24 protein-coding genes are annotated in these 22,146 nt (G+C 58.0%); 17 read left to right on the forward strand and 7 right to left on the reverse strand.

Annotated features, from left to right (window positions below; translation table 11 throughout):
• Positions 1–106 precede the first annotated feature (106 nt).
• The 4 genes from C3F35_RS13695 (at position 107) to argD (ending at position 2,768) form a co-directional block, all read left to right on the forward strand.
• Positions 107–274 (forward strand): YhfG family protein, encoded by a 168-nt coding sequence (locus C3F35_RS13695; RefSeq protein ID WP_103793246.1) that lies wholly within the window; start codon positions 107–109, stop codon positions 272–274.
• Entirely contained in the window at positions 264–866 is a 603-nt protein-coding gene (locus tag C3F35_RS13700; protein WP_059307058.1) for a putative adenosine monophosphate-protein transferase Fic, read from the forward strand. Before C3F35_RS13695 ends, C3F35_RS13700 begins: the two co-directional genes overlap by 11 nt.
• 30 nt (positions 867–896) lie before the next feature.
• Positions 897–1,460: an aminodeoxychorismate synthase component 2 gene (pabA, locus tag C3F35_RS13705; protein ID WP_032614773.1), complete on the forward strand. Its 564-nt coding sequence runs from the start codon at positions 897–899 to the stop codon at positions 1,458–1,460.
• A gap of 87 nt (positions 1,461–1,547) precedes the next feature.
• The gene (gene argD / locus C3F35_RS13710) at positions 1,548–2,768 is read left to right on the forward strand and encodes a bifunctional acetylornithine/succinyldiaminopimelate transaminase (RefSeq protein WP_103793245.1); all 1,221 of its coding nucleotides are present in this window, start codon (positions 1,548–1,550) and stop codon (positions 2,766–2,768) included.
• An 84-nt stretch (positions 2,769–2,852) separates the two neighbouring features.
• Here argD and C3F35_RS13715 read toward each other — a convergent pair whose 3' ends face one another.
• Positions 2,853–4,940 carry a YccS/YhfK family putative transporter gene (locus C3F35_RS13715; protein WP_103793244.1) on the reverse strand — a complete coding sequence of 696 codons (2,088 nt, stop codon included), beginning with the start codon at positions 4,938–4,940 and terminating at the stop codon, positions 2,853–2,855.
• A 57-nt stretch (positions 4,941–4,997) separates the two neighbouring features.
• The gene (gene crp / locus C3F35_RS13720) at positions 4,998–5,630 is read right to left on the reverse strand and encodes a cAMP-activated global transcriptional regulator CRP (RefSeq protein WP_000242758.1); all 633 of its coding nucleotides are present in this window, start codon (positions 5,628–5,630) and stop codon (positions 4,998–5,000) included.
• A gap of 309 nt (positions 5,631–5,939) precedes the next feature.
• Between crp and C3F35_RS13725 the strand changes: the two genes are divergently transcribed.
• Complete coding sequence (locus C3F35_RS13725) at positions 5,940–6,344, forward strand: OsmC family protein (protein WP_103793243.1); 405 nt, start codon at positions 5,940–5,942, stop codon at positions 6,342–6,344.
• Between the two features lie 90 nt (positions 6,345–6,434).
• Here the strand turns inward: C3F35_RS13725 and C3F35_RS13730 are convergent, their stop codons facing one another.
• The 3 genes from C3F35_RS13730 to C3F35_RS13740 are packed head-to-tail and all read right to left on the reverse strand — an operon-like array spanning position 6,435 to position 8,572.
• Positions 6,435–7,304 carry a phosphoribulokinase gene (locus C3F35_RS13730; RefSeq protein ID WP_032614766.1) on the reverse strand — a complete coding sequence of 290 codons (870 nt, stop codon included), beginning with the start codon at positions 7,302–7,304 and terminating at the stop codon, positions 6,435–6,437.
• A 30-nt stretch (positions 7,305–7,334) separates the two neighbouring features.
• Complete coding sequence (locus C3F35_RS13735) at positions 7,335–7,553, reverse strand: YheU family protein (protein ID WP_032614764.1); 219 nt, start codon at positions 7,551–7,553, stop codon at positions 7,335–7,337.
• Complete coding sequence (locus C3F35_RS13740; RefSeq protein ID WP_077226872.1) at positions 7,550–8,572, reverse strand: hydrolase; 1,023 nt, start codon at positions 8,570–8,572, stop codon at positions 7,550–7,552. Before C3F35_RS13740 ends, C3F35_RS13735 begins: the two co-directional genes overlap by 4 nt.
• 289 nt (positions 8,573–8,861) lie before the next feature.
• Between C3F35_RS13740 and mdcA the strand changes: the two genes are divergently transcribed.
• From mdcA to mdcH, 8 genes are all read left to right on the forward strand, one after another.
• On the forward strand, positions 8,862–10,517 hold the full coding sequence (mdcA, locus tag C3F35_RS13745; RefSeq protein ID WP_032614760.1) for a malonate decarboxylase subunit alpha: 1,656 nt from the start codon (positions 8,862–8,864) through the stop codon (positions 10,515–10,517).
• On the forward strand, positions 10,517–11,374 hold the full coding sequence (locus tag C3F35_RS13750; protein WP_032614759.1) for a triphosphoribosyl-dephospho-CoA synthase: 858 nt from the start codon (positions 10,517–10,519) through the stop codon (positions 11,372–11,374). Before mdcA ends, C3F35_RS13750 begins: the two co-directional genes overlap by 1 nt.
• Positions 11,375–11,383: 9 nt before the next feature.
• The gene (mdcC, locus tag C3F35_RS13755; RefSeq protein WP_059307063.1) at positions 11,384–11,683 is read left to right on the forward strand and encodes a malonate decarboxylase acyl carrier protein; all 300 of its coding nucleotides are present in this window, start codon (positions 11,384–11,386) and stop codon (positions 11,681–11,683) included.
• Positions 11,676–12,509: a biotin-independent malonate decarboxylase subunit beta gene (locus tag C3F35_RS13760; protein WP_059307064.1), complete on the forward strand. Its 834-nt coding sequence runs from the start codon at positions 11,676–11,678 to the stop codon at positions 12,507–12,509. The genes mdcC and C3F35_RS13760 overlap by 8 nt, the downstream gene beginning before the upstream one ends.
• Positions 12,509–13,309 carry a biotin-independent malonate decarboxylase subunit gamma gene (gene mdcE, locus C3F35_RS13765; RefSeq protein ID WP_103793242.1) on the forward strand — a complete coding sequence of 267 codons (801 nt, stop codon included), beginning with the start codon at positions 12,509–12,511 and terminating at the stop codon, positions 13,307–13,309. The genes C3F35_RS13760 and mdcE overlap by 1 nt, the downstream gene beginning before the upstream one ends.
• Before the next feature lie 128 nt (positions 13,310–13,437).
• A complete protein-coding gene (locus C3F35_RS13770; RefSeq protein ID WP_032614752.1) occupies positions 13,438–14,397 on the forward strand; it encodes an AEC family transporter in 960 nt (319 codons plus the stop codon).
• A 2-nt stretch (positions 14,398–14,399) separates the two neighbouring features.
• A complete protein-coding gene (locus tag C3F35_RS13775; RefSeq protein ID WP_103793241.1) occupies positions 14,400–15,017 on the forward strand; it encodes a malonate decarboxylase holo-ACP synthase in 618 nt (205 codons plus the stop codon).
• Positions 15,017–15,913: a malonate decarboxylase subunit epsilon gene (gene mdcH, locus C3F35_RS13780; protein WP_103793240.1), complete on the forward strand. Its 897-nt coding sequence runs from the start codon at positions 15,017–15,019 to the stop codon at positions 15,911–15,913. The genes C3F35_RS13775 and mdcH overlap by 1 nt, the downstream gene beginning before the upstream one ends.
• Here mdcH and C3F35_RS13785 read toward each other — a convergent pair.
• Both C3F35_RS13785 and C3F35_RS13790 read right to left on the reverse strand, forming a co-directional pair.
• The gene (locus C3F35_RS13785) at positions 15,903–16,841 is read right to left on the reverse strand and encodes a LysR family transcriptional regulator (RefSeq protein WP_032614746.1); all 939 of its coding nucleotides are present in this window, start codon (positions 16,839–16,841) and stop codon (positions 15,903–15,905) included. The genes mdcH and C3F35_RS13785 overlap by 11 nt on opposite strands.
• A 15-nt stretch (positions 16,842–16,856) precedes the next feature.
• Positions 16,857–18,761 carry an ABC transporter ATP-binding protein gene (locus C3F35_RS13790; RefSeq protein ID WP_059307069.1) on the reverse strand — a complete coding sequence of 635 codons (1,905 nt, stop codon included), beginning with the start codon at positions 18,759–18,761 and terminating at the stop codon, positions 16,857–16,859.
• 124 nt (positions 18,762–18,885) lie between these two features.
• Between C3F35_RS13790 and kefG the strand changes: the two genes are divergently transcribed.
• From kefG to slyD, 4 genes are all read left to right on the forward strand, one after another.
• Positions 18,886–19,437: a glutathione-regulated potassium-efflux system ancillary protein KefG gene (gene kefG, locus C3F35_RS13795; RefSeq protein ID WP_072250907.1), complete on the forward strand. Its 552-nt coding sequence runs from the start codon at positions 18,886–18,888 to the stop codon at positions 19,435–19,437.
• Positions 19,437–21,242, forward strand: coding sequence for a glutathione-regulated potassium-efflux system protein KefB (gene kefB, locus C3F35_RS13800; protein WP_032614741.1), 1,806 nt, complete (start codon positions 19,437–19,439; stop codon positions 21,240–21,242). The genes kefG and kefB overlap by 1 nt, the downstream gene beginning before the upstream one ends.
• A gap of 11 nt (positions 21,243–21,253) precedes the next feature.
• Entirely contained in the window at positions 21,254–21,454 is a 201-nt protein-coding gene (locus tag C3F35_RS13805) for a YheV family putative zinc ribbon protein (RefSeq protein WP_032614738.1), read from the forward strand.
• Between the two features lie 94 nt (positions 21,455–21,548).
• Complete coding sequence (gene slyD, locus C3F35_RS13810; protein WP_032614736.1) at positions 21,549–22,133, forward strand: peptidylprolyl isomerase; 585 nt, start codon at positions 21,549–21,551, stop codon at positions 22,131–22,133.
• Positions 22,134–22,146 lie beyond the last annotated feature (13 nt).

Consider the following 22,146-nt stretch of genomic DNA (forward strand, 5'->3'; position numbering starts at 1 on the left):
CCCTGATGACGCGGGCAAGCAATGCCCGCGTTGCCTTTACCTTCCTGCGAAACCGTAGTTTGCTGCTTATACTTGTGGCACACGAGCGCAATCAGGGAGGTAACAGGTGAAAAAGCTCACTGACAAACAAAAATCCCGTCTCTGGGAACAACAGCGAAATATCAATTTCCAGGCCAGTCGCCGCCTTGAAGGGGTCGATAGTCCGTTGGTCACCCTCAGCGCAGATGAGGCGCAACGCCGTCTTGAGGAGTTAGGGGGGCAGCATGAGCGATAAATACGGTAACGATCGCGATCCCTATCTCTACCCCGAACTGAATGTGATGCGTAACCGGCTGGGCATTCGCCAGGCCGAGCGGCTCGCTCAGGCGGCATATGAATTTACCGCACTGCGCGCCGCGACCCTGAGCCTGGGGCCGCTGTTACGCGGGCTGCCGCACCTGTGCGCCATTCACCAGCATCTCTATCAGGATATTTTTGACTGGGCGGGTGATATCCGCGAAATGGATATTTATCAGGGGGATACCCGATTCTGCCACTTCGCCTATATCGAAAAAGAGGGCAATGCCCTGATGCAGGATCTGGAGGAGGAGGGGTATCTCGTCGGGCTGGAGAAAGCAGATTTTATTAACCGCCTCAGCCACTACTACTGTGAAATCAACGTCCTGCACCCGTTCCGCATCGGCAATGGTATTGTTCAGCGCATCTTCTTTGAGCAGCTGGCGATCCACGCGGGCTATCAGCTCGACTGGCGCGGTATCGACCCGGAAGCGTGGGCGCAGGCCAACCAGAGCGGTGCGATGGGGGATTTGAGCGCGCTGAACACAATCTTCAGCAAAGTGGTAAGCGAAGCCCGGGAAACTGAGTAGAATAGGGCGGCCATTTTTTCGGGAGCCGCCATGATTCTGCTGATTGATAACTACGATTCTTTCACCTGGAACCTGTACCAGTATTTTTGCGAGCTGGGGGCAGAGGTGGTGGTCCGGCGCAACGACGTACTTTCTCTGGAAGATGTCGCGGCGCTGAATCCACAAAAGATCGTTATCTCTCCGGGCCCTTGCACGCCGGATGAGTCCGGGATCTCGCTGGCGGTGATTAAGCACTATGCCGGGAAAGTACCGATCCTCGGCGTCTGCCTCGGGCATCAGGCCATTGCCCAGGTCATGGGCGCAACCATTGTCCGCGCCGCGAAAGTGATGCACGGCAAAACCGCCCCGGTGACCCACAACGGTACAGGGGTGTTCTCTGGCCTGAATAATCCTCTGACCGTGACCCGCTATCACTCTCTGGTTATCGACCCGCCAACCTTGCCCGACTGCTTTGAGGTCACCGCCTGGAGCGAGACCCGGGAGATCATGGGTATCCGCCATCGCGAATGGGATCTGGAAGGGGTGCAGTTCCACCCGGAAAGCATTCTGAGCGAACAGGGCCATCAACTGCTGGCTAATTTCCTCCATCGTTGATTTTTAGTTGCCATAAAGTGATTTTTTAAGCATATTTCGTGATTATATTTTCACTTCTGCTTCTTGCTTAAAAAAGGGTGGGGTTACATGGCAACTGAACAATCTGCAATTACGCGCGCAACATTCGATGAAGTTATCCTGCCAATTTATGCACCGGCTGAGTTTATCCCGGTGAAGGGGAAAGGCAGCCGCGTCTGGGATCAGCAGGGTAAAGAGTACATTGATTTTGCGGGCGGAATTGCGGTGACGGCGTTAGGCCACTGTCACCCGGCGCTGGTCGAGGCGCTCAAAACTCAGGGTGAAACCCTGTGGCACACCAGCAACGTCTTCACCAACGAACCGGCGCTGCGTCTGGGGCGTAAAATTATCGACGCCACCTTTGCCGAGCGCGTGCTGTTTATGAACTCCGGCACCGAAGCCAACGAAACGGCCTTTAAGCTGGCGCGCTACTACGCCTCCACCCGCCATAGCCCGTTTAAAACCAAAATCATCGCCTTCCATAACGCTTTCCATGGCCGGTCGCTCTTTACGGTGACCGTGGGCGGCCAGCCTAAATATTCCGACGGCTTTGGCCCGAAACCAGCCGACATCATTCACGTGCCGTTTAACGATCTGCATGCGGTGAAAGCAGTGATGGACGATCACACCTGTGCCGTGGTGGTCGAGCCGATTCAGGGTGAAGGCGGCGTGATGGCGGCGACCCCGGAGTTCCTGCAGGGGCTGCGCGAGTTGTGCGACCAGCACCAGGCGCTGCTGGTGTTTGATGAGGTGCAGAGCGGCATGGGGCGTACCGGGAATCTGTTTGCCTATATGCATTACGGCGTGACGCCAGACATCCTGACCAGCGCCAAAGCGCTCGGCGGTGGTTTCCCGGTCAGCGCGGTGCTCACCACCCAGGATATTGCCTCGGCGTTCCACGTCGGCTCTCACGGCTCCACTTACGGCGGCAACCCGCTGGCGTGTGCGGTGGCAGGGGCGGCGTTCGATATCATTAATACGCCGGAAGTGTTGAGCGGTGTGATGACGAAGCGCGAGCAGTTTGTGAAACACCTCCAGCAGATCGATGCCCGGTACGATGTGTTCAGCGATATTCGCGGCATGGGGCTGTTGATTGGCGCCGAGCTGAAGCCGCAATACAAAGGCCGGGCGCGCGATTTCCTCTACGCCGCCGCCAGTGAAGGGGCGATGGTGCTCAACGCCGGGCCGGACGTAATGCGCTTTGCGCCGTCGCTGCTGGTGGAAAGTCAGGATATCGATGAAGGGATGACCCGCTTTGCACAGGCGGTGAAGCGCGTGGTGCAGCCGTAAGGGCGCTGCGTTTATCCTCATCCTCTCCTGCACGCAGAGGGCGCATATATAAAAAACGGTAACCTGGGGGTTACCGTTTTGCGTTTAATGCGGTGTTCGTTTCAACCGCCGGATCAACCAAATCCCATGATGCGGGCGCTGACGCCATGCCACTGACGAAATGGTGTGCATGGTGTTCAGATGCCCGAGGGTGCGCTGCAGATGTTGTTCCAGCGTGCTCATAGGACCGTAGGTCATGGTTTCGGGGGCTTCCAGGATATTCTCATCGCCGCTTTCGCCCGGTGAATCATACTCCAGACGCTGCTGGCAGCGTTGAAGGGCAATTTCACACGATTGCAGATAACGCTGCGCCAGGTCCGGCGTCAGCATCGTATGCTCCCGTGCCAGGGTCGTCATCGCGTTGATATGCTCAACGATAAACTGACTGTGGGTCACCCACAGCTTCATATCTGCCAGATATGCCGAGTTGAAGCCCGGCTCCTGCATCGCCTGGTTGAGTGAGTTGAACAGCGCGTTGTGCGCCTGGTTGATCTTCATGCGCTGCCAGGCCAGCGGCGTCGGCTGCGGATCGTCGCTGAGGATCAGGCGGATGGCTTCCTGATCGGCCTCCAGTGCATCATGGGCATTCTGGCGCAGCAGCCCGCTCTGCCACTGTGGCCACAGCCAGACCATTCCACCGAAAGCAATCAGGCAGCCAATCAGGGTATCGGCCAGCCGGGCGATAATAAATTGCTCGCCGTTCAGGGTCAGCAGTTGCAGGGTATATACCGCTGTGACCGTAAAGCCCACCGTCGCCCAGCCGTAGCTCTTGCGAATGATCAGGTAGCTCACCAGGGTCACTATCAGCATTCCGGCAAGGGTATAACCTTCCGGGACGTGTAAGTGCAGGGTCACGCCCGCGATGATCAGCCCCACCATGGTGCCGGCCGCCCGGTGAAGAATACGTACCCGCGTCGCGCTGTAGCCGTTTTGCGTCACCAGCAGCACGGTCATTAGGATCCAGTAAGGTTTCGGCAGGTGCAGCGCCATGCCCATCAGGCTGGCGATACTCAGCATCACGCTGATGCGCGCCGCATTACGCAGGGCGGCAGACTTCAGCGACAGATAGCTTTTGAGGGCGGGGAACAATGGCAGGCGTTTCTGTTTGTCGGCCATCAGATCGCGCGGATAGAGCGGGCGTTGCGTGCGCAGAACGCGGGCAATACGGCTGAAGTGCCAGGCGCAGAACTGGCCCACCGGGTTATCCGGGTGCTGACGGGCGATTTTCTCCAGCGCGCCAAGCTGCTTGTCCATGGTAAACCGGGTGGGATAACGATGATAGAGAATATCGTCAGCCAACACCCGCAGGCGTGCCGCAACGGTCTGCGCGTTCCAGCGTATCACCGCTTCGGCGTGGCTGCGCTCCACCAGCTTCTGCACCTCCTTCGGGTGATGCAGGCTGACCGAGATATGCTCCTGCAGATCCAGCCCCACCTGGAAGGTGCGCAGCAGGCGTTTGTATTCGTGATTTCTGTTGGCCGCCAGCATATGCAGCTGCTGATAACAGAGGCTGATCAGATCGACCACCTTCTGCTGGCGAGCCAGCAGCGGCGGCAACGATTTTTCAGGGTCGGTATGCTGCGTCAGCAGGGTGTATTTTGCTTCGCAATAATCGGCCAGCTGCTGATAGAGCACGCTCAAGGATTCCCGCAGCGGTTGTTCGCGCCACATCCAGAACCAGAACCAGTTAAACAGCCCGTACCAGAGGGTGCCCAGCGTATAGAGCAGTAGCGGCTCCCAGACCGGCATGTTCCCCGCCAGGCTCAGGGTAAAGATGGCCGCAATCAGCGAGGCGGGCAGCAGTCGGGCATGCAGGGCACTGATCTCTGCCGTGACCCCTAACGTCATCGCCAGCACGGTCAGAATGAGGGGCAGCGGAATATCGCGCGCCAGCAACAGCTGTACGGCCAGGCTACAGCCGGCAAACAGGCAGCCGCCAATAGTCAGGCGTTTAAAAAAGCGTTTATGCGGTGTGTCCAGGCCAGCAATGTTGCAGCAGGCAGGAACGAGGGAGAAGAGCAGGCCGTGTTGCAGATCGCCGAGGATCAAACCTACAGCCACAGGAAGACACAACACCAGCGTTTGCCGCAGTGCGTAGTTAACTTCCGGGTGATAAATGAGCCTGCGCCACATGGGTGATAGAGACAAAAACGGCGTGTCATCATGCGATGTCACGCCGTTTTAGCGGAATTAACGTGTTCCGTAAACCACGATGGTTTTACCGTGGGCAGAAATCAGGTTTTGATCTTCCAGCATTTTCAGAATACGGCCTACTGTCTCACGAGAACATCCGACGATCTGACCAATCTCCTGACGGGTAATTTTAATTTGCATACCGTCCGGGTGGGTCATGGCGTCTGGCTGTTTCGCCAGGTTCAGCAGGGTCTGAGCAATGCGGCCTGTTACGTCGAGGAAGGCGAGGTTACCCACTTTCTCGGACGTGACCTGCAGACGGCGAGCCATCTGCGAAGAGAGGCGCATCAGGATATCCGGGTTAACCTGAATGAGCTGGCGGAACTTTTTATAGGAGATCTCAGCCACTTCACACGCGGTTTTTGCACGGACCCAGGCGCTACGCTCCTGTCCTTCTTCAAACAGGCCCAGTTCGCCGATGAAATCTCCCTGATTCAGGTAAGAGAGGATCATCTCTTTGCCTTCTTCATCTTTGATCAGCACTGCCACCGAGCCTTTGACGATGTAATACAACGTTTCCGCTTTTTCACCCTGGTGAATCAGCGTGCTCTTCGATGGGTACTTATGAATATGGCAATGAGACAAGAACCATTCGAGAGTCGGGTCTGTTTGCGGTTTGCCAAGCACCATGCGCTGTTATCCTCTGTTATAAGCTGGCTCCAGAGTCTGGCTATGTACCTGTACTCTGGGGTTGCAATCGAATTCTTCCCCTTGCCTGGGGTCTGGCCTGCACAATAATTAGCAGCCTGTAATGTGTGATGTCCTCTGCATACATGTGCAACGTCAATGTATTACTGTAGCATCTCGACTGTTTTAGCATAGCTTTCGCCGCCTGTCTCCTGGTGTCTCGCTTCAGCTTGATGCAGGTCGACTTCCGTTGTCAGAATTGTTACTGACGCGTAATCTGTCAGGAAAAATGCAATCCTGGAGTTAATTAAAATGCAAGCACGTGTGAAATGGGTCGAAGGGTTAACGTTCCTTGGTGAGTCGGCTTCCGGGCACCAGATTTTAATGGATGGCAACTCCGGCGACAAAGCGCCAAGCCCGATGGAAGTTGTCCTGATGGCGGCAGGCGGATGCAGCGCGATCGACGTGGTGTCGATCCTGCAAAAAGGACGTCACGATGTGACCGACTGTGAAGTTAAGCTGACCTCAGAGCGTCGTGAAGAGGCGCCGCGCCTGTTCACCCATATCAATCTTCATTTCGTGGTCACCGGCAAACAACTGAAAGACGCTGCGATATCCCGCGCGGTGGATCTCTCTGCGGAGAAGTACTGTTCCGTAGCGCTGATGCTGGAGAAAGCGGTCAACATTACCCACTCGTATGAAGTGATCGAGGCGTAAGCCCCGGATAAAACGCCGGGCGGCACGTCGTTTGCCCGGCCAGTAGGTTTCTGTAGGCCCGTTAGCGTAGCGCCACCGGGCGACACAGCCTCAGTCGATCTTCTTCCCTTCCATCAACCGCTGCACCAGCGGCATCATGATTAACTCCATCGCCAGCCCCATCTTCCCGCCCGGGACCACCAGCGTATTGATGTGCGAGATAAACGAGCCCTGTAGCATCGCCAGTAGCCAGGGGTAATCGATATTGTCCAGATTGCGGAAATGGATCACCACGAAGCTCTCGTCCAGCGAAGGGATGCCTTTAGCGGCAAAGGGGTTCGAGGTGTCCACGGTCGGGACGCGCTGGAAGTTAATGTGGGTGCGGGAAAACTGTGGCGTCAGGAAGTTAATGTAATCCTCCATGGAGCGCACCACGGAGTCCATCACCGCCTCGCGGGAATGGCCGCGTTCGCTGGTATCCCGCGTCAGCTTCTGGATCCACTCCAGGTTGACAATAGGCACGACCCCCACCAGCAGATCAACATGGCGCGCCACGTCGTGATCCGGCGTGACTACCCCGCCATGCAGGCCTTCGTAAAAGAGGACGTCGGTCGGTTCCGGCAGCGGCTGCCAGGGGGTAAAGGTGCCTGGCACCTGGTTCCAGGGCACCGCTTCGTCATAGGTGTGCAGGTATTTGCGCGACTGGCCGGTGCCGCTCCGCCCGTATTCGGCGAAGGTTTGTTCCAGCAGGCCAAAGTCGTTCGCTTCAGGGCCAAAATAGCTGATGTGTTTGCCGAGATCGCGCGCCTTACGGATGGCCATGTCCATCTCAGGACGGGTGAAGCGGTGAAAGCTGTCGCCTTCCACTTCTGCGGCACGCAGATGCAGCTGGGAGAAGATCTTACGAAAGGCGAGGCTGGTGGTGGTGGTACCCGCACCACTCGACCCTGTAACGGCAATAACCGGATGTCTGGCAGACATAGCAACTCCCTGAATGGAAAGAGGTCGCGGTTAACCGCGAAATTGATTGCGAGGCATGATGTTGACGGTTTCGTGCAGCTCTGACCATACCACCAGCACCTCACCGCTTTGCAGCTGGCGCCTGATATCGGCCACCTTCTGCTCAAGCGAACGTTCCTGTTCACCATAATCGGTGCCTTCGCGTAACACAAAGCTTTCAATCAGATTATCCAGCGTTTCGGGAGCCAGATCTTGCCAGGGAATAATCATCTTATCGGTTCCAGGTATGTGGTCAGCCAGTCCGGGATACGCGTTTCCAGCCACATCTTCGGACGACGTAGCGTGCCGCCGACAAAGCCCACGTGCCCGCCATGTTCGGTCAGCTGATACTGCACGTTCGCGGGCAAAAACTCCTGCGCGGGTATCGAATGATGATCCATAAAAGGATCGTCTTTAGCATGAATAATCAGCACCGGTTTGGTGATCTTACTCAACAACGGCATGGCGCTGCACTGGCGATAGTAGTCAATAGCATCGGCAAACCCGTGAATTTTGGCGGTGATCAGATCGTCAAATTCGCGCAGGCGACGCACTTTCTTCAGCTGTCGCAGACTGACCGGCAGCGTATCCGGGTAAGCTTTTAGTTTGCGTGCGGCATTGGCTTTGAGCAAGTTCAGCAGATAGCGCTGATAAACGCGCGAGAAGCCCTTATCCATATGATAGCTGCAGTGCTCCAGCATAAAGGGGGCGGAGACGATGGCGGCGGCATCCAGCGGAACCGTGTCACCCTCTTTTGCCAGCAGGCAGGCGAGCATGTTTCCTCCCAGCGAATAGCCCACTGCCGCCGTCGGGGCCGGGCCGTGGGTCTCTGCCAGCCAGCGCAGGAACCAGGTGCCATCTTCCGTTTCGCCGGAGTGGTAGATGCGTTTCTGGCGATTGGGTTCACCGCTGCATCCTCTGAAGTGCATCACTACACCCAGCCAGCCACGCGCTTTCGCCGCCTGAATCAGGCCGTGAGCGTAGGGGCTGTGCAGACTGCCCTCCAGACCATGAAAGACCACCAGCCGGGGTTTGTGCTGTGCCTGCACCGGGTCTTCACTCCAGGCTAAATCAACAAAATCATCATCCGGCAGGTCAAGGCGCTGCCAGACGGGGGTAAAAAGCACTTTACGGCGGATGAGGCGCGGCAGCATGGTCTGCAGGTGTCGATTCGACACGCCCCGCATGGGGACAAAAGTCGCGCTCTCGTCGGGCGTAAAGTTAAATTCGGATGGAATTGTCTGCGTCATAACGATGTGATGTTAACTCTTTTCAATTGTTCACTATACCTTCCGAATCGGCTCCTGTTTATAAAAAGAGACGCAGGCCTGAGATTTCATCCCCCTCGCGGCGCACCTTTTTCTGCCCTTAGTCTGTTGTTTAACAGCAGGTAATGATCCTGATCACAATTTATCACCTTCATTATTACTCTCAGGCTAACGATTCTGTTCCAGGCTTAATTGATGGCTTTATCACCAGAGAGCACACTTAACTCAGCGTTAAGCAAATCTAAAGATGTGCTGAATCAGGAGGTTAACAATGTTATCAGGGCAAACGCCAGCCCGGAGCTGGAATACGCGTCGCACTGAAAAAGCGCGCCGCCTGGCTTCCGTCCCGGTGCAGGGCAAGGTACTGCCAACAGGCGACCTTGTCGCCATGCTGGAAAAACTGATCGCCCCAGGCGACAAAGTGGTGCTGGAAGGGAATAACCAAAAACAGGCAGATTTTCTTTCACGAATGCTAGCCGAAGTGAACCCGCAAATCGTTCACGACCTGCATATGATTATGCCGAGCGTCGGTCGTAGCGAGCACCTGGATATTTTTGAGAAGGGCATTGCCCGCAAACTCGACTTCTCTTTCTCCGGTACTCAAAGCCTGCGTATTTCGCAGCTGCTGGAAGACGGGCAGCTGGAGATTGGTGCCATCCACACCTACATCGAGCTTTACTCCCGCCTGTATGTTGATCTGTCGCCAAACGTGGCGCTGATTGCCGGTTTTAAAGCGGACCGTAAAGGGAACCTCTATACCGGTGCCAGTACCGAGGACACCCCGGCGCTGGTCGAAGCCGCCGCCTTCCACGATGGCATCGTCATCGCGCAGGTGAACGAGCTGGTGGACGACGAGTGCGATCTGCCGCGCGTGGATATCCCCGGCTCCTGGATTGATTTCGTGGTAGTGGCTGACAAGCCGTTCTTTATCGAACCGCTGTTTACCCGTGACCCGCGTCTGATTAAGCAAGAACATATCCTGATGGCGATGATGGCCATCAAAGGCATCTATGCAGAACACCAGGTCCAGTCGCTGAACCACGGTATCGGCTTCAACACCGCCGCCATTGAACTCCTGCTGCCTACCTACGGTGAACAGCTCGGCCTGAAAGGCAAAATCTGTAAACACTGGACCCTGAACCCGCATCCAACGCTGATCCCGGCTATCGAAAGCGGCTGGGTGGAGAGCGTGCACTGCTTCGGCGGTGAGCTGGGTATGGAAGAGTACATTCGTGCCCGCCCTGACATCTTCTTTACCGGTGCCGACGGCTCCATGCGCTCTAACCGCGCCTTCTGCCAGCTGGCAGGCCAGTACGCGGTAGATATGTTCATTGGTTCAACGCTCCAGGTTGACGGCTATGCCAACTCCTCAACCGTCACCCGCGGTCGTCTTTCCGGCTTCGGCGGCGCGCCAAACATGGGGCATGACCCGCACGGTCGTCGCCATGCCACCCCGGCCTGGCTGAACATGATCACTGAACCCGATCCTATGCAGCGCGGTAAAAAGCTGGTGGTGCAGATGGTTGAAACCTTCCAGGCAGGTGTGAAACCGACCTTTGTGGAAAAACTCGACGCCGTTGACGTGGCGAAAGCCTCCGGTATGCCGCTGGCACCCGTGATGATCTATGGCGATGACGTTACCCACGTGCTGACAGAGGAGGGGATTGCTTACCTCTACCGCGCAAAAGATCTTGAGGAGCGTCGTGCCATGGTCGCGGCCGTCGCGGGTATTACCGATATCGGTCTGGGTGTGGACGCTAAACGTGTCGCGGAGCTGCGCCAGAGCGGCAAAGTGGTTTACCCGGAAGATATGGGGATCCGCCGCACCGACGCCACTCGCTCTCTGCTGGCGGCGGGCAGCGTGTCCGACCTGGTGGAATGGTCGGGCGGTCTGTACAACCCACCTGCGAAATTCAGGAGCTGGTAATGAAACTTCTCCCCCGGATCCAGGTTGAAGGCGGTGCCGAATGGCTGGCGCGAACCGCCACGCAGTGTCTGATTGACGAAGCGCGACTAAGCCCGAAACCCGGTCTGGTGGACAGCCGGGGGAACGGCGCGCATCACGATTTATCCCTCGCTCTGATGGAGCGTTCGGCGCACAGCCTCACTCCCACCTTTCAGGCGCTGGCGCTGCAAAGCTGGCAGCGTCCGGCCGATATCGCGCTACGGCAGACCGTGGGTCGGCTGGGGCGCGAAGGTGAGCAGCAGATGATGGCCGCTACCGGCGGGGTGAATACCCACCGTGGCGCTATCTGGGCGCTGGGATTATTAGTCAGCGCCGTGGCGATGCTCGGCGGCAATGGGAAAGCCCGGGCGGTAGCCGATACCGCCGCGCAGCTGGCGAAACTGCCGGATGATGCCGCCCCGAAAGTGTTCAGCAAAGGGCTGCGCGCCACGCACCGTTATCGGGTGCCAGGCGCGCGCGAAGAGGCGCAGCAGGCATTTCCGCACATTATGCAGCGGGCACTGCCACAGCTTCGCCTGAGCCGACTCAATGGCGGTACAGAAGCCCATGCCCGGCTCGATGCATTGATGGCGATCATGACCTCTCTCACCGATACCTGCGTGCTCTCCCGCGCCGGTATGGCGGGGCTGGACGCCATGCAGAGCGGCGCCCGCGCGGTGTTAGCCGCTGGCGGCACCGCTCACCCTGAAGGGCAACGCATCTTAGCCGTATTAGACAAACAAATGCTCTTGCTCAATGCCTCACCGGGCGGCGCGGCCGACCTGCTGGCCGCCACGCTGTTCCTTGACCGCATTGAGACGCCTTATTTAGCGAATTAAGAGGATGTTATGGAAAAAATTACATTAACTCTGCCTGCCAGCCGTACCCTTAGCGGCAAAGCGCTGGCAGGCGTTGTTGGCTCCGGGGATATGGAGGTGTTATTCACCGCCGACCAGGGCCAGACGCTGGCGATTGATATCACCACCTCCGTCGATAACAGCCGTAGCCGTTGGGATGCGCTGTTCAACAGATTGCAGACCGTCAGCAGCCTGCCGGCGGGCAAACTGACCATCCACGACTTCGGCGCAACGCCGGGCGTGGCACGCATTCGTATCGAACAAGTCTTTGAGGGGGTGAGCCATGCGTGATGACAGCAGCTTTATCGAATTAAAAGCTCGCCAGCGTGCGCAGGCCCTGCTCGACGAGGGCAGCTATCGCGAACTGCTGGATCCTTTTGAAGGGATTATGTCTCCGTGGCTGGGGCCACAGGGAATTGTGCCGCAGGCCGATGACGGCATGGTGGTGGCAAAAGGCACCATCAACGGCAAACCCGCGGTAGTGGTCGCCATCGAAGGTGCGTTCCAGGGCGGCAGCATGGGCGAAGTTTCAGGTGCCAAAATGGCGGCGGCGCTGGAGCTGGCGGCGGAAGATAACCGCAACGGCATTCCAACCCAGGCGGTATTGAGCCTGGAAACCGGCGGCGTTCGTTTGCAGGAGGCGAACCTCGGCCTGGCGGCGATTGCCGATATTCACGCCGCGATTGTCGATCTGCGCCGTTATACCCCGGTCATCGGCATTGTCGCCGGTACTGTCGGCTGCTTCGGCGGGATGTCCATTGCGGCAGCGCTGTGCAGCTATCTTATCGTCACCCGTGAAGCGCGTCTGGGGCTGAACGGCCCGCAGGTTATCGAGCAGGAGGCGGGAATTGAAGAGTACGACTCCCGCGACCGTCCGTTTATCTGGAGCATGACCGGGGGCGAAATCCGCTATGAAAGCGGACTGGTGGATGCGCTGGTGGGCGACGGTGTGAACGCGGTAAAAGCGGCGATGAACGACGCGATTGCGAAAGGCGTGCCGGCAAAACACCGCACCGATAATTACGACTGGTATCTCGAACGCCTGACCCACTTCGACACCCGCAAACAGGCGGATACCGAACAGATTCACGCGCTCTTTGCCCGGGAGGTGAAATGATGAGTACTTCAATTAGCCGTGGTGCGCTGTGGCTGGAAACCCTTGCCCCGAATGCCAGCCGTCTGGAAGGGCTTTGCCCGTCGGTTCAGGCGGCGGACGGCGAGCTGAATGGTGAAGCGGTGCGCTTTGTCGCCGTAGTACCTGATGCGAACAACCACTATCCGCGTGCGGCACGAGGCGAAGTCGGTCTGCTGGAAGGCTGGACGCTGGCCAAAGTGGTGAGTGAAACCGTCGCGGCCGATGCTGACAAAACGGTTAAACGCCCGATTGTGGCGGTGATCGACGTGCCGAGTCAGGCTTATGGCCGTCGTGAAGAGGGGTTTGGTATTCACCAGGCGCTGGCCGGTGCCGCTGCAGCCTATGCTAACGCGCGTCTGGCAGGCCATCCGGTGATTGGCCTTATCGTCGGTAAAGCGATGTCCGGGGCGTTTCTGGCCCACGGCTATCAGGCCAACCGACTGATCGCCTTTAACGACCAGGGCGTGTTAATCCACGCGATGGGGAAAGAGTCTGCCGCGCGCATCACGCTTCGTACTGTCGATGCGCTGGAAAAGCTGGCGGCAACGATCCCGCCCATGGCGTATGACATCAGTAACTACGCGACACTGGGGCTGCTGGAAAACCTGCTGGATATCAGCAACCCGGACGCCCCTTCATCCCTCGATCTGGCGCTGGTGAAAACCACCCTGCAACAGGCCATTGATGACGCTCGCCGGGATCCGACGCTGAAGAGCCGTCTGGGTGCCGACAACCGTCATAGCTCTGCTCTGGTACGCGAACGTATGCGCGCCAGCTGGTAATACCGAAAAAATAAAAGACCTGCCAGATGCATGCCCGTGGGCGCACCCGTTGCGCCCACGCGGGAACCTGCATCCTGAAAATAATAACCATCGCGTCAGTGCTTAAACTTCTTTTTTACAGGTGATTTATGACTTATGTGATTGTTCATGCCCTTGCCCCCATTTTTGTCATCATGCTGCTCGGCTTCTGGGCCGGTAAAGCGAAAATGGTGGATAACAAAAATGTGTCTCTGCTTAATATCTTTGTGATGGATTTTGCGCTGCCCGCCGCGCTGTTCAGCGCCACGGTGCAAACGCCCTGGACAGGTATCATTGCCCAGTCGCCGCTGATCCTGGTCCTGACCCTGGCGATGTGGATCACCTACGCGGCAATCTACTTCCTCGCCACCAAAGTCTTTAAAAAATCCCCACAGGACGCCGCCGTGCTGACCCTGACCGTGGCGCTGCCAAACTATGCCGCGCTGGGCCTGCCGATTCTGGGCAGCGTGTTGGGCGAAAGCCCGGCGACCTCGCTCTCGGTGGCGGTCTCCATTGCCTGTGGTTCCGTACTGATGACGCCGTTCTGTCTGCTGATTCTGGAGCGTGAAAAAGCGCGCGCCGAAGGGAATAACTCCGGCTCAACGCTCTCTATGCTGCCGGTACTGATGTGGCGCTCGATTAAAAAACCTATCGTGATGGGCCCGCTGCTGGGTGTGATTTTGTCAGCGATTGGCATCAAAATGCCGGATCTGGTTCTCGCGGCGATTAAACCGCTGGGGCTGTCCGCCACTGCGGCGGCGTTGTTCCTGACCGGGGTGATTCTGTCGGCACGTAAGCTGCAGATCAACACCATGGTGATCACCTCTACCATTGCCAAGCTGCTGATCCAGCCTGCGATTGCCTGGGGTATCGTTTTAATCTTCGGTCTGCACGGTTCGGTAGCGATCACCGCGATCCTGATGATTGCCCTGTCTGCCGGTTTCTTTGGCGTCGTGTTTGGTAACCGCTTTGGCGTACAGTCCCCGGATGCAGAAGCCGTGCTGCTGTTAAGCTCCGTCCTGTGTATCCTGTCGCTGCCGCTGTTTATCTCGCTGACTTCAGGAATGTAATCATGACCACAACATTACGCCCGCACGACTTAATCTGGCTCACCGCGCGTGACGCGCTGGAAGGCATCACCGAATCCTGGGTGGATGCGGCCTGGCACACCGGATTGCCGGTGGTGGTGCGGCGTGATGTTGATAGCGAAGGCCGTATTCCCGTTGGCGTGCGCGGATTGCGCCGCGACCAGCGGGCGGCCGGATGGGTGAAGCCAGAACGCGTAACGCGCGTGGTTTCGCCCGAATCGCTGAGCGTAACGGCCAAGCTGCTACGCTCACCCTTTGTGACGCAGCCACCCGTTCAGGTGGCGCTGCAACTTTCTCAGCAGCCGTGGCCGTGGGCGTGGGGCATTACCGGCAGCACCGGTTACGCGCTGGCGACCGGCATCCCGGTTATCCATGCCGACAGCGATCTTGATTTGCTGATCCGCGCTCCGCAGCCAGTGTCCCCTGACGCGTTTGCCGCCTGGCAAGCCCAGCTTAGCCGCGCGCTGTGCCGGGCAGACACGCAGGTGGATACGCCCGAGGGCGGCTTTGCGCTGGCGGAATGGCTGCGCGACGGCAAAACACTGCTGAAAACCCGCCGCGGGCCACGTCTGGTGACGGACCCGTGGCACAGGGAGGCGTGATGAAAATACTGTTTACTTTTCCGGGGCAGGGCACACAGCATGAAGGCATGCTGCAAAACCTGCCGGGCACTGAACTGGCTCAGGCGCGCGAGGTGTTGGGAACGGAGGTTGATACGCTGGATAGCGCAGCTTCGTTATCCCATACCCGCGCGGTGCAGCTTTCGCTACTGATAGCCGGTGTCGCCTGGGCGCGCGAGCTTGAGCGACGCGGCGTGACGCCGGATATCGTCAGCGGGCTGTCCATTGGTGCATACCCGGCGGCGGTTATTGCGGGCGCGCTGGACTTCACCGACGCGCTTAGGCTGGTCGCACTGCGTGGCGATTTAATGGAGCAGGCCTATCCGCACGGCTATGGCCTGACGGCGATTATGGGCTTGACCCTGCCGCAAGTGGAACAGCTTATCGAAGGCACCGGCACCTATATCGCCAACCTGAATGCGGAGACGCAGATTGTGATCGCCGGTGCCGATGACGGCATGGCGCAGGTAGCCGAGCGTGCGCTGGCGAAAGGGGCGAACAAAGCCAAAAGACTGACGGTCAGCGTGCCGTCGCACTGCGCGCTACTGGCGGAACCGGCGCAAAAACTTGTCGAGGCGTTCAGCCGGGTCACGCTCTCTCGTCCCCGCTGCGCATACCTGAGCGGCAGCACCGGCCGCGTGCTGTGGCAGCCGGAGAAGATCGCCGATGATCTGGCGATGAATATGGCCCGCACCGTACGCTGGCAGGAGGCGGTGATTGCTGCTAACGAGCGTGAAGCGCGGCTGGCTATTGAGATGCCGCCCGGCGGCATATTGACCTGCTTAACGCGTCAGGCGGCCTGGGAAGGGGAGTCAGTCTCTCTGGAACGAAGCGGGATTGATGTCGCGGTGCATTTGGCGCGGCGTCTTAAGGATTAGCGTTCTGCTCAAGGCGGCGGGCGTACATGCGGCCTTCCGCCGCCAGCGCCCGCAGGCCTGGATCCTGTTCGCGGTTGCGGGCAAAGACGATGGCGATCAGCTGCTGCATCTGATACGGCTGAGCCAGCTTCAATAGCTGCACCGAGTTTTCATACACTTTCTTCATCCTGCCCGGCATCAGCGTAAAGCCGACACCCGCCTGCACCAGGCTCAGCATCGAGAAAATATCATTCACCCGGGTGACGATCTCCGGCTCGAATCCGGCGATATGAAACGCCTCCTGAAACCCGGCGTAGGTGGCAAAGCCCTCGGCGAGAGCCACGAATTTCTGATTTTTATAGTCGCGTAAATCCGCCAGCGCTTCGGTATTCAGCTGCGCCGAGGCGGGAGCGGCAAGAAAGATATCGTCGTGGAACAAGGGCAGCACTTCGAGGTGATTGCGGTCAATTTCGCTTTCAGAGAGGGAGATGAGAATGGCATCCAGCGAGCCTTCATCCAGCATGTGTAACAGAGTCTCGTTGGATCCCATGGTGAGATCCATCTCCAGATCCGGGCGGCGCAGCTTCATGCCCATAATTAACTGCGGAACCGTCTCGAGCGTCAGGGAGTAGAGCGTTCCTACCCGCAGACGACCCTGGCCGACACCGGCGGTTTTGCGCGCCTCTTCCAGCCCGCGCTCCATGACCTGCATCACCTCCTGGCAGTACTCAAGCAGCGTCCAGGCAGCGGGCAGGGCAATCAGATTACGGCCTTTGTGCGTGAACAGCGGACAGCGAACGTTCTCTTCCAGGGTATGCAAGGCGCGATGGACGCTGACCCCACTGAGGTTCAGCACCTCAGCAGCACGGGCAATATTGCCCGTCTCCATAAATGTCATGAAGATGCTAAGTTTGCGAAATGTAATTTCGCTGGTCAGGTCAGGTATCATCGCCCCTCCACCGGGTCAGTCGCTCTGGAGCATCCCTTCGAGCTGTTCCTGCGCGTCCAGCCAGGCCATTTCACACTCTTCAAGGCTGGATTTGGTTTTGGCCTGTATTTGCAGGCACTCGGTTAGCTCGGCTTTGCGCGACTGGTCATACAGACCGCTGTCGCCCAGCTTCTCTTCTACGGCCTCAAGCGTGGCGTTGAGCTTCTCCATCTCTTTTTCCAGACGGGTGATCTCTTTACGCAGCGGCTGGGTTTGCGTGCGCAGCTCCGCGTCGCGTCGCTTCTGGTCTTTACGCGCCTGGGCGCTGTTGGCGTTATCTTTGGCCCCTTCCGCAGGCTGGCTTTCCTGCTTCTGCACGTCGCTCAGCCACTGCTGGTAATCTTCCAGATCGCCGTCGAAAGGCTCCACTTTGCTGTCGTGCACCAGATAGAGATCGTCGGTGGTGGAACGCAGCAGGTGCCGGTCGTGCGAGACCACCACCAGCGCGCCTTCGAATTCGATTAAGGCTTCGGTCAGGGCCTGGCGCATGTCCAGATCCAGGTGGTTAGTTGGTTCATCGAGCAGCAGCAGGTTCGGACGCTGCCAGACGATGAGGGCCAGCACCAGACGCGCTTTTTCGCCGCCGGAGAAGCGCCCGGTATTCTCGGTCACTTTATCGCCCTGGAAGCCGAAGCCACCCAGGTAGTCGCGCAGCTTCTGCTCCATCTCCTGTGGTGCCAGACGCGCCAGGTGCTGCAGCGGCGATTCATCCGCGCGTAAATATTCCAGCTGATGCTGGGCGAAATAGCCCAGCTTAATGCCCTTCGCCAGACCAATATCGCCGCGGACCGGGGCCAGTTCACCCGCCAGTAGCTTAATGAGGGTGGATTTACCGGCACCGTTGCGCCCGAGCAGACCGATACGGGAACCCGGAACCAGGTTGAGCTTAATGGAATCAAGAATGATGCGGTCACCATAACCGGCGCTGACCTTTTCCATCTTCAGCAGAGGGTTAGGCAGGCTTTCCGGCGCGCGGAAGCTAAAGTGGAACGGGTTGTCGACGTGTGCCGGGGCAATCATCTCCATACGTTCCAGCATCTTGATACGGCTCTGGGCCTGTTTGGCTTTGGAGGCTTTGGCCTTGAAGCGATCGACAAAGCTTTGCAGATGCGCCACCCGCTGCTGCTGGCTTTCGTACATCGCCTGCTGCTGGGAGAGTCGCACCGCGCGCTGGCGCTCAAACGAGCTGTAGTTGCCGGTGTATTCGAACATCGACTCCTGTTCGATATGAATAATTTTGTCTACCACCGGGTCGAGGAAGTCACGGTCGTGAGAGATCAGGATCAGCGTGCCCTGATAGCTCTTCAGCCACTTCTCCAGCCAGATGACGGCATCCAGATCGAGGTGGTTAGTCGGTTCATCGAGCAGCAGCAGATCGGAGCGGCAGATCAGCGCCTGGGCCAGGTTAAGACGCATGCGCCAGCCACCGGAGAAGTCGCTGACCGGACGTTCCAGCTGTTCATTGCTGAAACCCAGACCGTGCAGAAGCGTGGAGGCGCGGGAGCGGATAGTCCAGGCGTCGATGGCGTCGAGTTTGCCGTGGACGGTGGCAATCGCGTGGCCATCGTTGCGTTCGTTGGCGGCATTAAGTTCAGCTTCCAGTTTGCGGTACTCCCGGTCGCCGTCAATAACATAGTCCATTGCCGGTACGCTCAGCGCGGGCGTCTCCTGGTTCACCCAAGCCAACTGCCAGTTGCCAGGGTAGGTAAAGTTACCGCCGTCGGCACTGATCTCGTTTTTCAGCAATGACAGTAACGTGGATTTACCGCAGCCGTTTTTGCCCACCAGTCCTACTTTCTGGCCCGGGTTAATGGTGGCTGTAGCGTTGTCCAGCAGGACGCGTACGCCGCGACGAATTTGTAATGAGGAGAAAACAATCATAGAGCGCCGTATGTTCCGACTATGTTAAGTTGTCATTATAATCAGGTTAAATGTGCCGCCACGCGCCGCGTGGGTGTGCCATGGTAGCCCAAAATAACAGTGATGACGACCCGGGAGAGGAATGATGTCCCAGACAGCAAAAGTGCTGCTGCTGTATGCCCATCCAGAGTCTCAGGACTCGGTCGCTAACCGGGTTTTGCTCCAGCCGGCATTACGGCTCAGTAATGTAACGGTGCACGATCTCTACGCGCACTACCCCGATTTTTTTATCGACATCCCTTATGAGCAGGCGTTGCTGCGCGAGCACGACGTCATTGTGTTCCAGCATCCGCTTTATACCTACAGCTGCCCGGCGCTGCTGAAAGAGTGGCTGGACCGCGTGCTGAGCCGGGGCTTTGCCAGTGGGGTGGGAGGAAACCAGCTGGCGGGAAAGTACTGGCGGAACGTTATTACTACCGGCGAGCCGGAGAGTGCGTATCGTCACGATGGGCTTAACCGCTATTCGATGAACGATATCCTGCGCCCGTTCGAGCTGACGGCGGCCATGTGCCACATGCACTGGCTGAGTCCGATCATTATCTACTGGGCGCGTCGGCAGCATCAGGATGAGCTGGCCAGCCATGCCAAAGCCTACGGTGACTGGCTGGCTGCACCCAATCTGACGGGAGGCCACTGATGGAGGGTTCCGATCTGTTGCTGGCGGGCGTGCTGTTTCTGCTCGCCGCCGTGGTGGCGGTGCCGCTGGCTTCGCGGCTGGGTATTGGCGCGGTGCTCGGCTATCTGCTGGCGGGTATCGCCATTGGCCCTTGGGGGCTGGGGTTTATCAGTGATGTGGACGAAATCCTGCACTTCTCGGAGCTGGGTGTCGTCTTTCTGATGTTTATTATCGGCCTGGAGCTGAACCCGGCAAAACTCTGGCAGCTACGGCGTTCCATCTTCGGCGTGGGTGCTGCCCAGGTTATCGGTAGTGCGGTGATCCTCGGCGGCCTGCTGATGCTGGCTCAGTTCTCCTGGCAGGCGGCGGTGGTTGGCGGGATTGGGTTGGCGATGTCCTCAACCGCCATGGCGTTACAGCTAATGCGCGACAAAGGCATGAACCGCAACGAAACGGGGCAGCTGGGTTTCTCCGTGCTGCTGTTTCAGGATCTGGCGGTGATCCCGGCGCTGGCCCTGGTTCCGCTGTTGGCGGGATCGGGCGACGAGCATTTCGACTGGATGAAAATCGGCATGAAGGTGCTGGCCTTTGGCGGCATGCTGGTGGGCGGACGTTATCTGCTGCGTCCGGTGTTCCGCTTTATTGCGGCGTCCGGGGTGCGGGAAGTGTTTACCGCCGCCACGCTGCTGCTGGTGCTGGGTTCGGCGCTGTTTATGGATGCGCTGGGGCTGTCGATGGCGCTGGGGACCTTTATTGCCGGCGTACTGCTGGCGGAAAGTGAGTACAGGCACGAGCTGGAAATTGCCATCGATCCGTTTAAGGGGCTGCTGTTAGGGCTGTTCTTTATCTCGGTTGGCATGGCGTTGAATCTTGGCGTGCTTTACACCCATATCCTGGCCGTATTGCTGGGCGTTGCGGTGCTGATCGCCGTCAAAATGCTGGTGCTGTACGTGCTGGCGCGGGTATACGGTCTGCGTCACCCGGAGCGTGCGCAGCTTGCCGGGGTGCTGAGCCAGGGGGGAGAGTTCGCTTTTGTGCTCTTCTCCACAGCATCGTCCCAGAGATTGTTCCAGCATGACCAGATGGCGCTGCTGCTGGTGACCGTCACGCTGTCGATGATGACCACACCGTTGTTAATGAAGCTGATCGATAAGCGGCTTTCCCGACGCCTGAATGCACCGGAAGATGAACATGAAGCGCCCTGGGTGGATGATGATAAACCGCAGGTCATTGTGGTGGGCTTCGGGCGCTTTGGGCAGGTGATTGGCCGCCTGCTGATGGCGAATAAAATGCGCGTGACGGTGCTGGAGCGTGATATCAGCGCGGTTAACCTGATGCGCAAGTACGGTTACAAGGTCTATTACGGTGATGCCACTCAGGTGGAACTCCTGCGGTCGGCCGGGGCAGAAGCAGCGGAGTCGATTGTTATCACCTGTAATGAGCCGGAAGACACCATGAAGCTGGTGCAGATCTGCCAGCAGCATTTTCCGCATCTGCATATCCTGGCGCGAGCGCGCGGGCGTGTAGAGGCACATGAACTGCTCCAGGCCGGGGTAACGCAATTTACCCGTGAGACCTTCTCCAGTGCGCTGGAGCTGGGGCGCAAAACGTTAGTGACGCTGGGTATGCATCCGCATCAGGCCCAGCGCGCGCAGCTACATTTTCGCCGTCTGGATATGATGATGCTGCGCGAGTTGATGCCGGTGCATACCGACACGGTGCAAATTTCCCGGGTGCGGGAAGCGCGCCGCGAGCTGGAAGAGATCTTCCAGCGTGAGATGCAGCAGGAGCGTCGGCAGCTGGACGGCTGGGATGAATTTGAATAACGAGGTAGAGAATGGCGGTACGTAAACGCTTTATCGCCGGTGCGAAATGCCCGGCCTGTCAGGCTCAGGATACTCTGGCCATGTGGCGAGAGAATAATATCGATATTGTTGAGTGTGTTAAGTGCGGACACCAGATGCGTGAAGCGGATAAAGAGGTTCGCGAGCATGTTCGCAAAGAAGAGCAAGTGATAGGGATTTTTCATCCCGACTAGCGATATGCCCTGAGTTTTTTTAAGCTAAAGGGTACACGGGTGCAGATTTCCGTTACAATCTGCGCCAGCAATTTTCCCACGCTCAGGAGATATCATGAAAGTAGCAAAAGACCTGGTGGTCAGCCTGGCCTATCAGGTACGTACAGAAGACGGTGTGTTGGTTGATGAGTCTCCGGTGAGTGCGCCGCTGGACTACCTGCACGGTCACGGTTCCCTGATTTCCGGTCTGGAAAACGCGCTGGACGGTCACGAAGTTGGCGACAAATTTGACGTTGCTGTAGGCGCAAACGACGCTTACGGTCAGTACGATGACAACCTGGTGCAGCGCGTTCCTAAAGACGTGTTCATGGGCGTTGACGAACTGCAGGTTGGCATGCGCTTCCTGGCTGAAACTGACCAGGGTCCGGTTCCAGTAGAAATCACTGAAGTTGAAGATGACCACGTTGTGGTTGATGGCAACCACATGCTGGCTGGCCAGAACCTCAAGTTCAACGTTGAAGTGGTTGCAATCCGCGAAGCCACCGAAGAAGAGCTGGCTCACGGCCACGTTCACGGTGCGCACGGCCATGACCACGATCACGGTCACGACGGTTGCTGCGGCGGTCACGGCCACGATCACGACCATGGTCACGACCACGGTAAAGGTGGTTGCGGTAATGGCGGTTGCGGTTGCCACTAAGCTTCACGGCTTC

The organism is Leclercia sp. LSNIH3 (genome assembly GCF_002935105.1).
Taxonomy (GTDB): domain Bacteria; phylum Pseudomonadota; class Gammaproteobacteria; order Enterobacterales; family Enterobacteriaceae; genus Enterobacter; species Enterobacter adecarboxylatus.

What these genes read in the sequence shown, in the direction of transcription:
- C3F35_RS13700 (WP_059307058.1), top strand. Translation starts at nt 264, where the DNA reads ATGAGCGATAAATACGGTAACGATCGCGATCCCTATCTCTACCCCGAA.
- pabA (WP_032614773.1), top strand. Translation starts at nt 897, where the DNA reads ATGATTCTGCTGATTGATAACTACGATTCTTTCACCTGGAACCTGTAC.
- argD (WP_103793245.1), top strand. Translation starts at nt 1,548, where the DNA reads ATGGCAACTGAACAATCTGCAATTACGCGCGCAACATTCGATGAAGTT.
- C3F35_RS13715 (WP_103793244.1), bottom strand. Translation starts at nt 4,940, where the DNA reads ATGTGGCGCAGGCTCATTTATCACCCGGAAGTTAACTACGCACTGCGG.
- crp (WP_000242758.1), bottom strand. Translation starts at nt 5,630, where the DNA reads ATGGTGCTTGGCAAACCGCAAACAGACCCGACTCTCGAATGGTTCTTG.
- C3F35_RS13725 (WP_103793243.1), top strand. Translation starts at nt 5,940, where the DNA reads ATGCAAGCACGTGTGAAATGGGTCGAAGGGTTAACGTTCCTTGGTGAG.
- C3F35_RS13730 (WP_032614766.1), bottom strand. Translation starts at nt 7,304, where the DNA reads ATGTCTGCCAGACATCCGGTTATTGCCGTTACAGGGTCGAGTGGTGCG.
- C3F35_RS13735 (WP_032614764.1), bottom strand. Translation starts at nt 7,553, where the DNA reads ATGATTATTCCCTGGCAAGATCTGGCTCCCGAAACGCTGGATAATCTG.
- C3F35_RS13740 (WP_077226872.1), bottom strand. Translation starts at nt 8,572, where the DNA reads ATGACGCAGACAATTCCATCCGAATTTAACTTTACGCCCGACGAGAGC.
- mdcA (WP_032614760.1), top strand. Translation starts at nt 8,862, where the DNA reads ATGTTATCAGGGCAAACGCCAGCCCGGAGCTGGAATACGCGTCGCACT.
- C3F35_RS13750 (WP_032614759.1), top strand. Translation starts at nt 10,517, where the DNA reads ATGAAACTTCTCCCCCGGATCCAGGTTGAAGGCGGTGCCGAATGGCTG.
- mdcC (WP_059307063.1), top strand. Translation starts at nt 11,384, where the DNA reads ATGGAAAAAATTACATTAACTCTGCCTGCCAGCCGTACCCTTAGCGGC.
- C3F35_RS13760 (WP_059307064.1), top strand. Translation starts at nt 11,676, where the DNA reads ATGCGTGATGACAGCAGCTTTATCGAATTAAAAGCTCGCCAGCGTGCG.
- mdcE (WP_103793242.1), top strand. Translation starts at nt 12,509, where the DNA reads ATGAGTACTTCAATTAGCCGTGGTGCGCTGTGGCTGGAAACCCTTGCC.
- C3F35_RS13770 (WP_032614752.1), top strand. Translation starts at nt 13,438, where the DNA reads ATGACTTATGTGATTGTTCATGCCCTTGCCCCCATTTTTGTCATCATG.
- C3F35_RS13775 (WP_103793241.1), top strand. Translation starts at nt 14,400, where the DNA reads ATGACCACAACATTACGCCCGCACGACTTAATCTGGCTCACCGCGCGT.
- mdcH (WP_103793240.1), top strand. Translation starts at nt 15,017, where the DNA reads ATGAAAATACTGTTTACTTTTCCGGGGCAGGGCACACAGCATGAAGGC.
- C3F35_RS13785 (WP_032614746.1), bottom strand. Translation starts at nt 16,841, where the DNA reads ATGATACCTGACCTGACCAGCGAAATTACATTTCGCAAACTTAGCATC.
- C3F35_RS13790 (WP_059307069.1), bottom strand. Translation starts at nt 18,761, where the DNA reads ATGATTGTTTTCTCCTCATTACAAATTCGTCGCGGCGTACGCGTCCTG.
- kefG (WP_072250907.1), top strand. Translation starts at nt 18,886, where the DNA reads ATGTCCCAGACAGCAAAAGTGCTGCTGCTGTATGCCCATCCAGAGTCT.
- kefB (WP_032614741.1), top strand. Translation starts at nt 19,437, where the DNA reads ATGGAGGGTTCCGATCTGTTGCTGGCGGGCGTGCTGTTTCTGCTCGCC.
- C3F35_RS13805 (WP_032614738.1), top strand. Translation starts at nt 21,254, where the DNA reads ATGGCGGTACGTAAACGCTTTATCGCCGGTGCGAAATGCCCGGCCTGT.
- slyD (WP_032614736.1), top strand. Translation starts at nt 21,549, where the DNA reads ATGAAAGTAGCAAAAGACCTGGTGGTCAGCCTGGCCTATCAGGTACGT.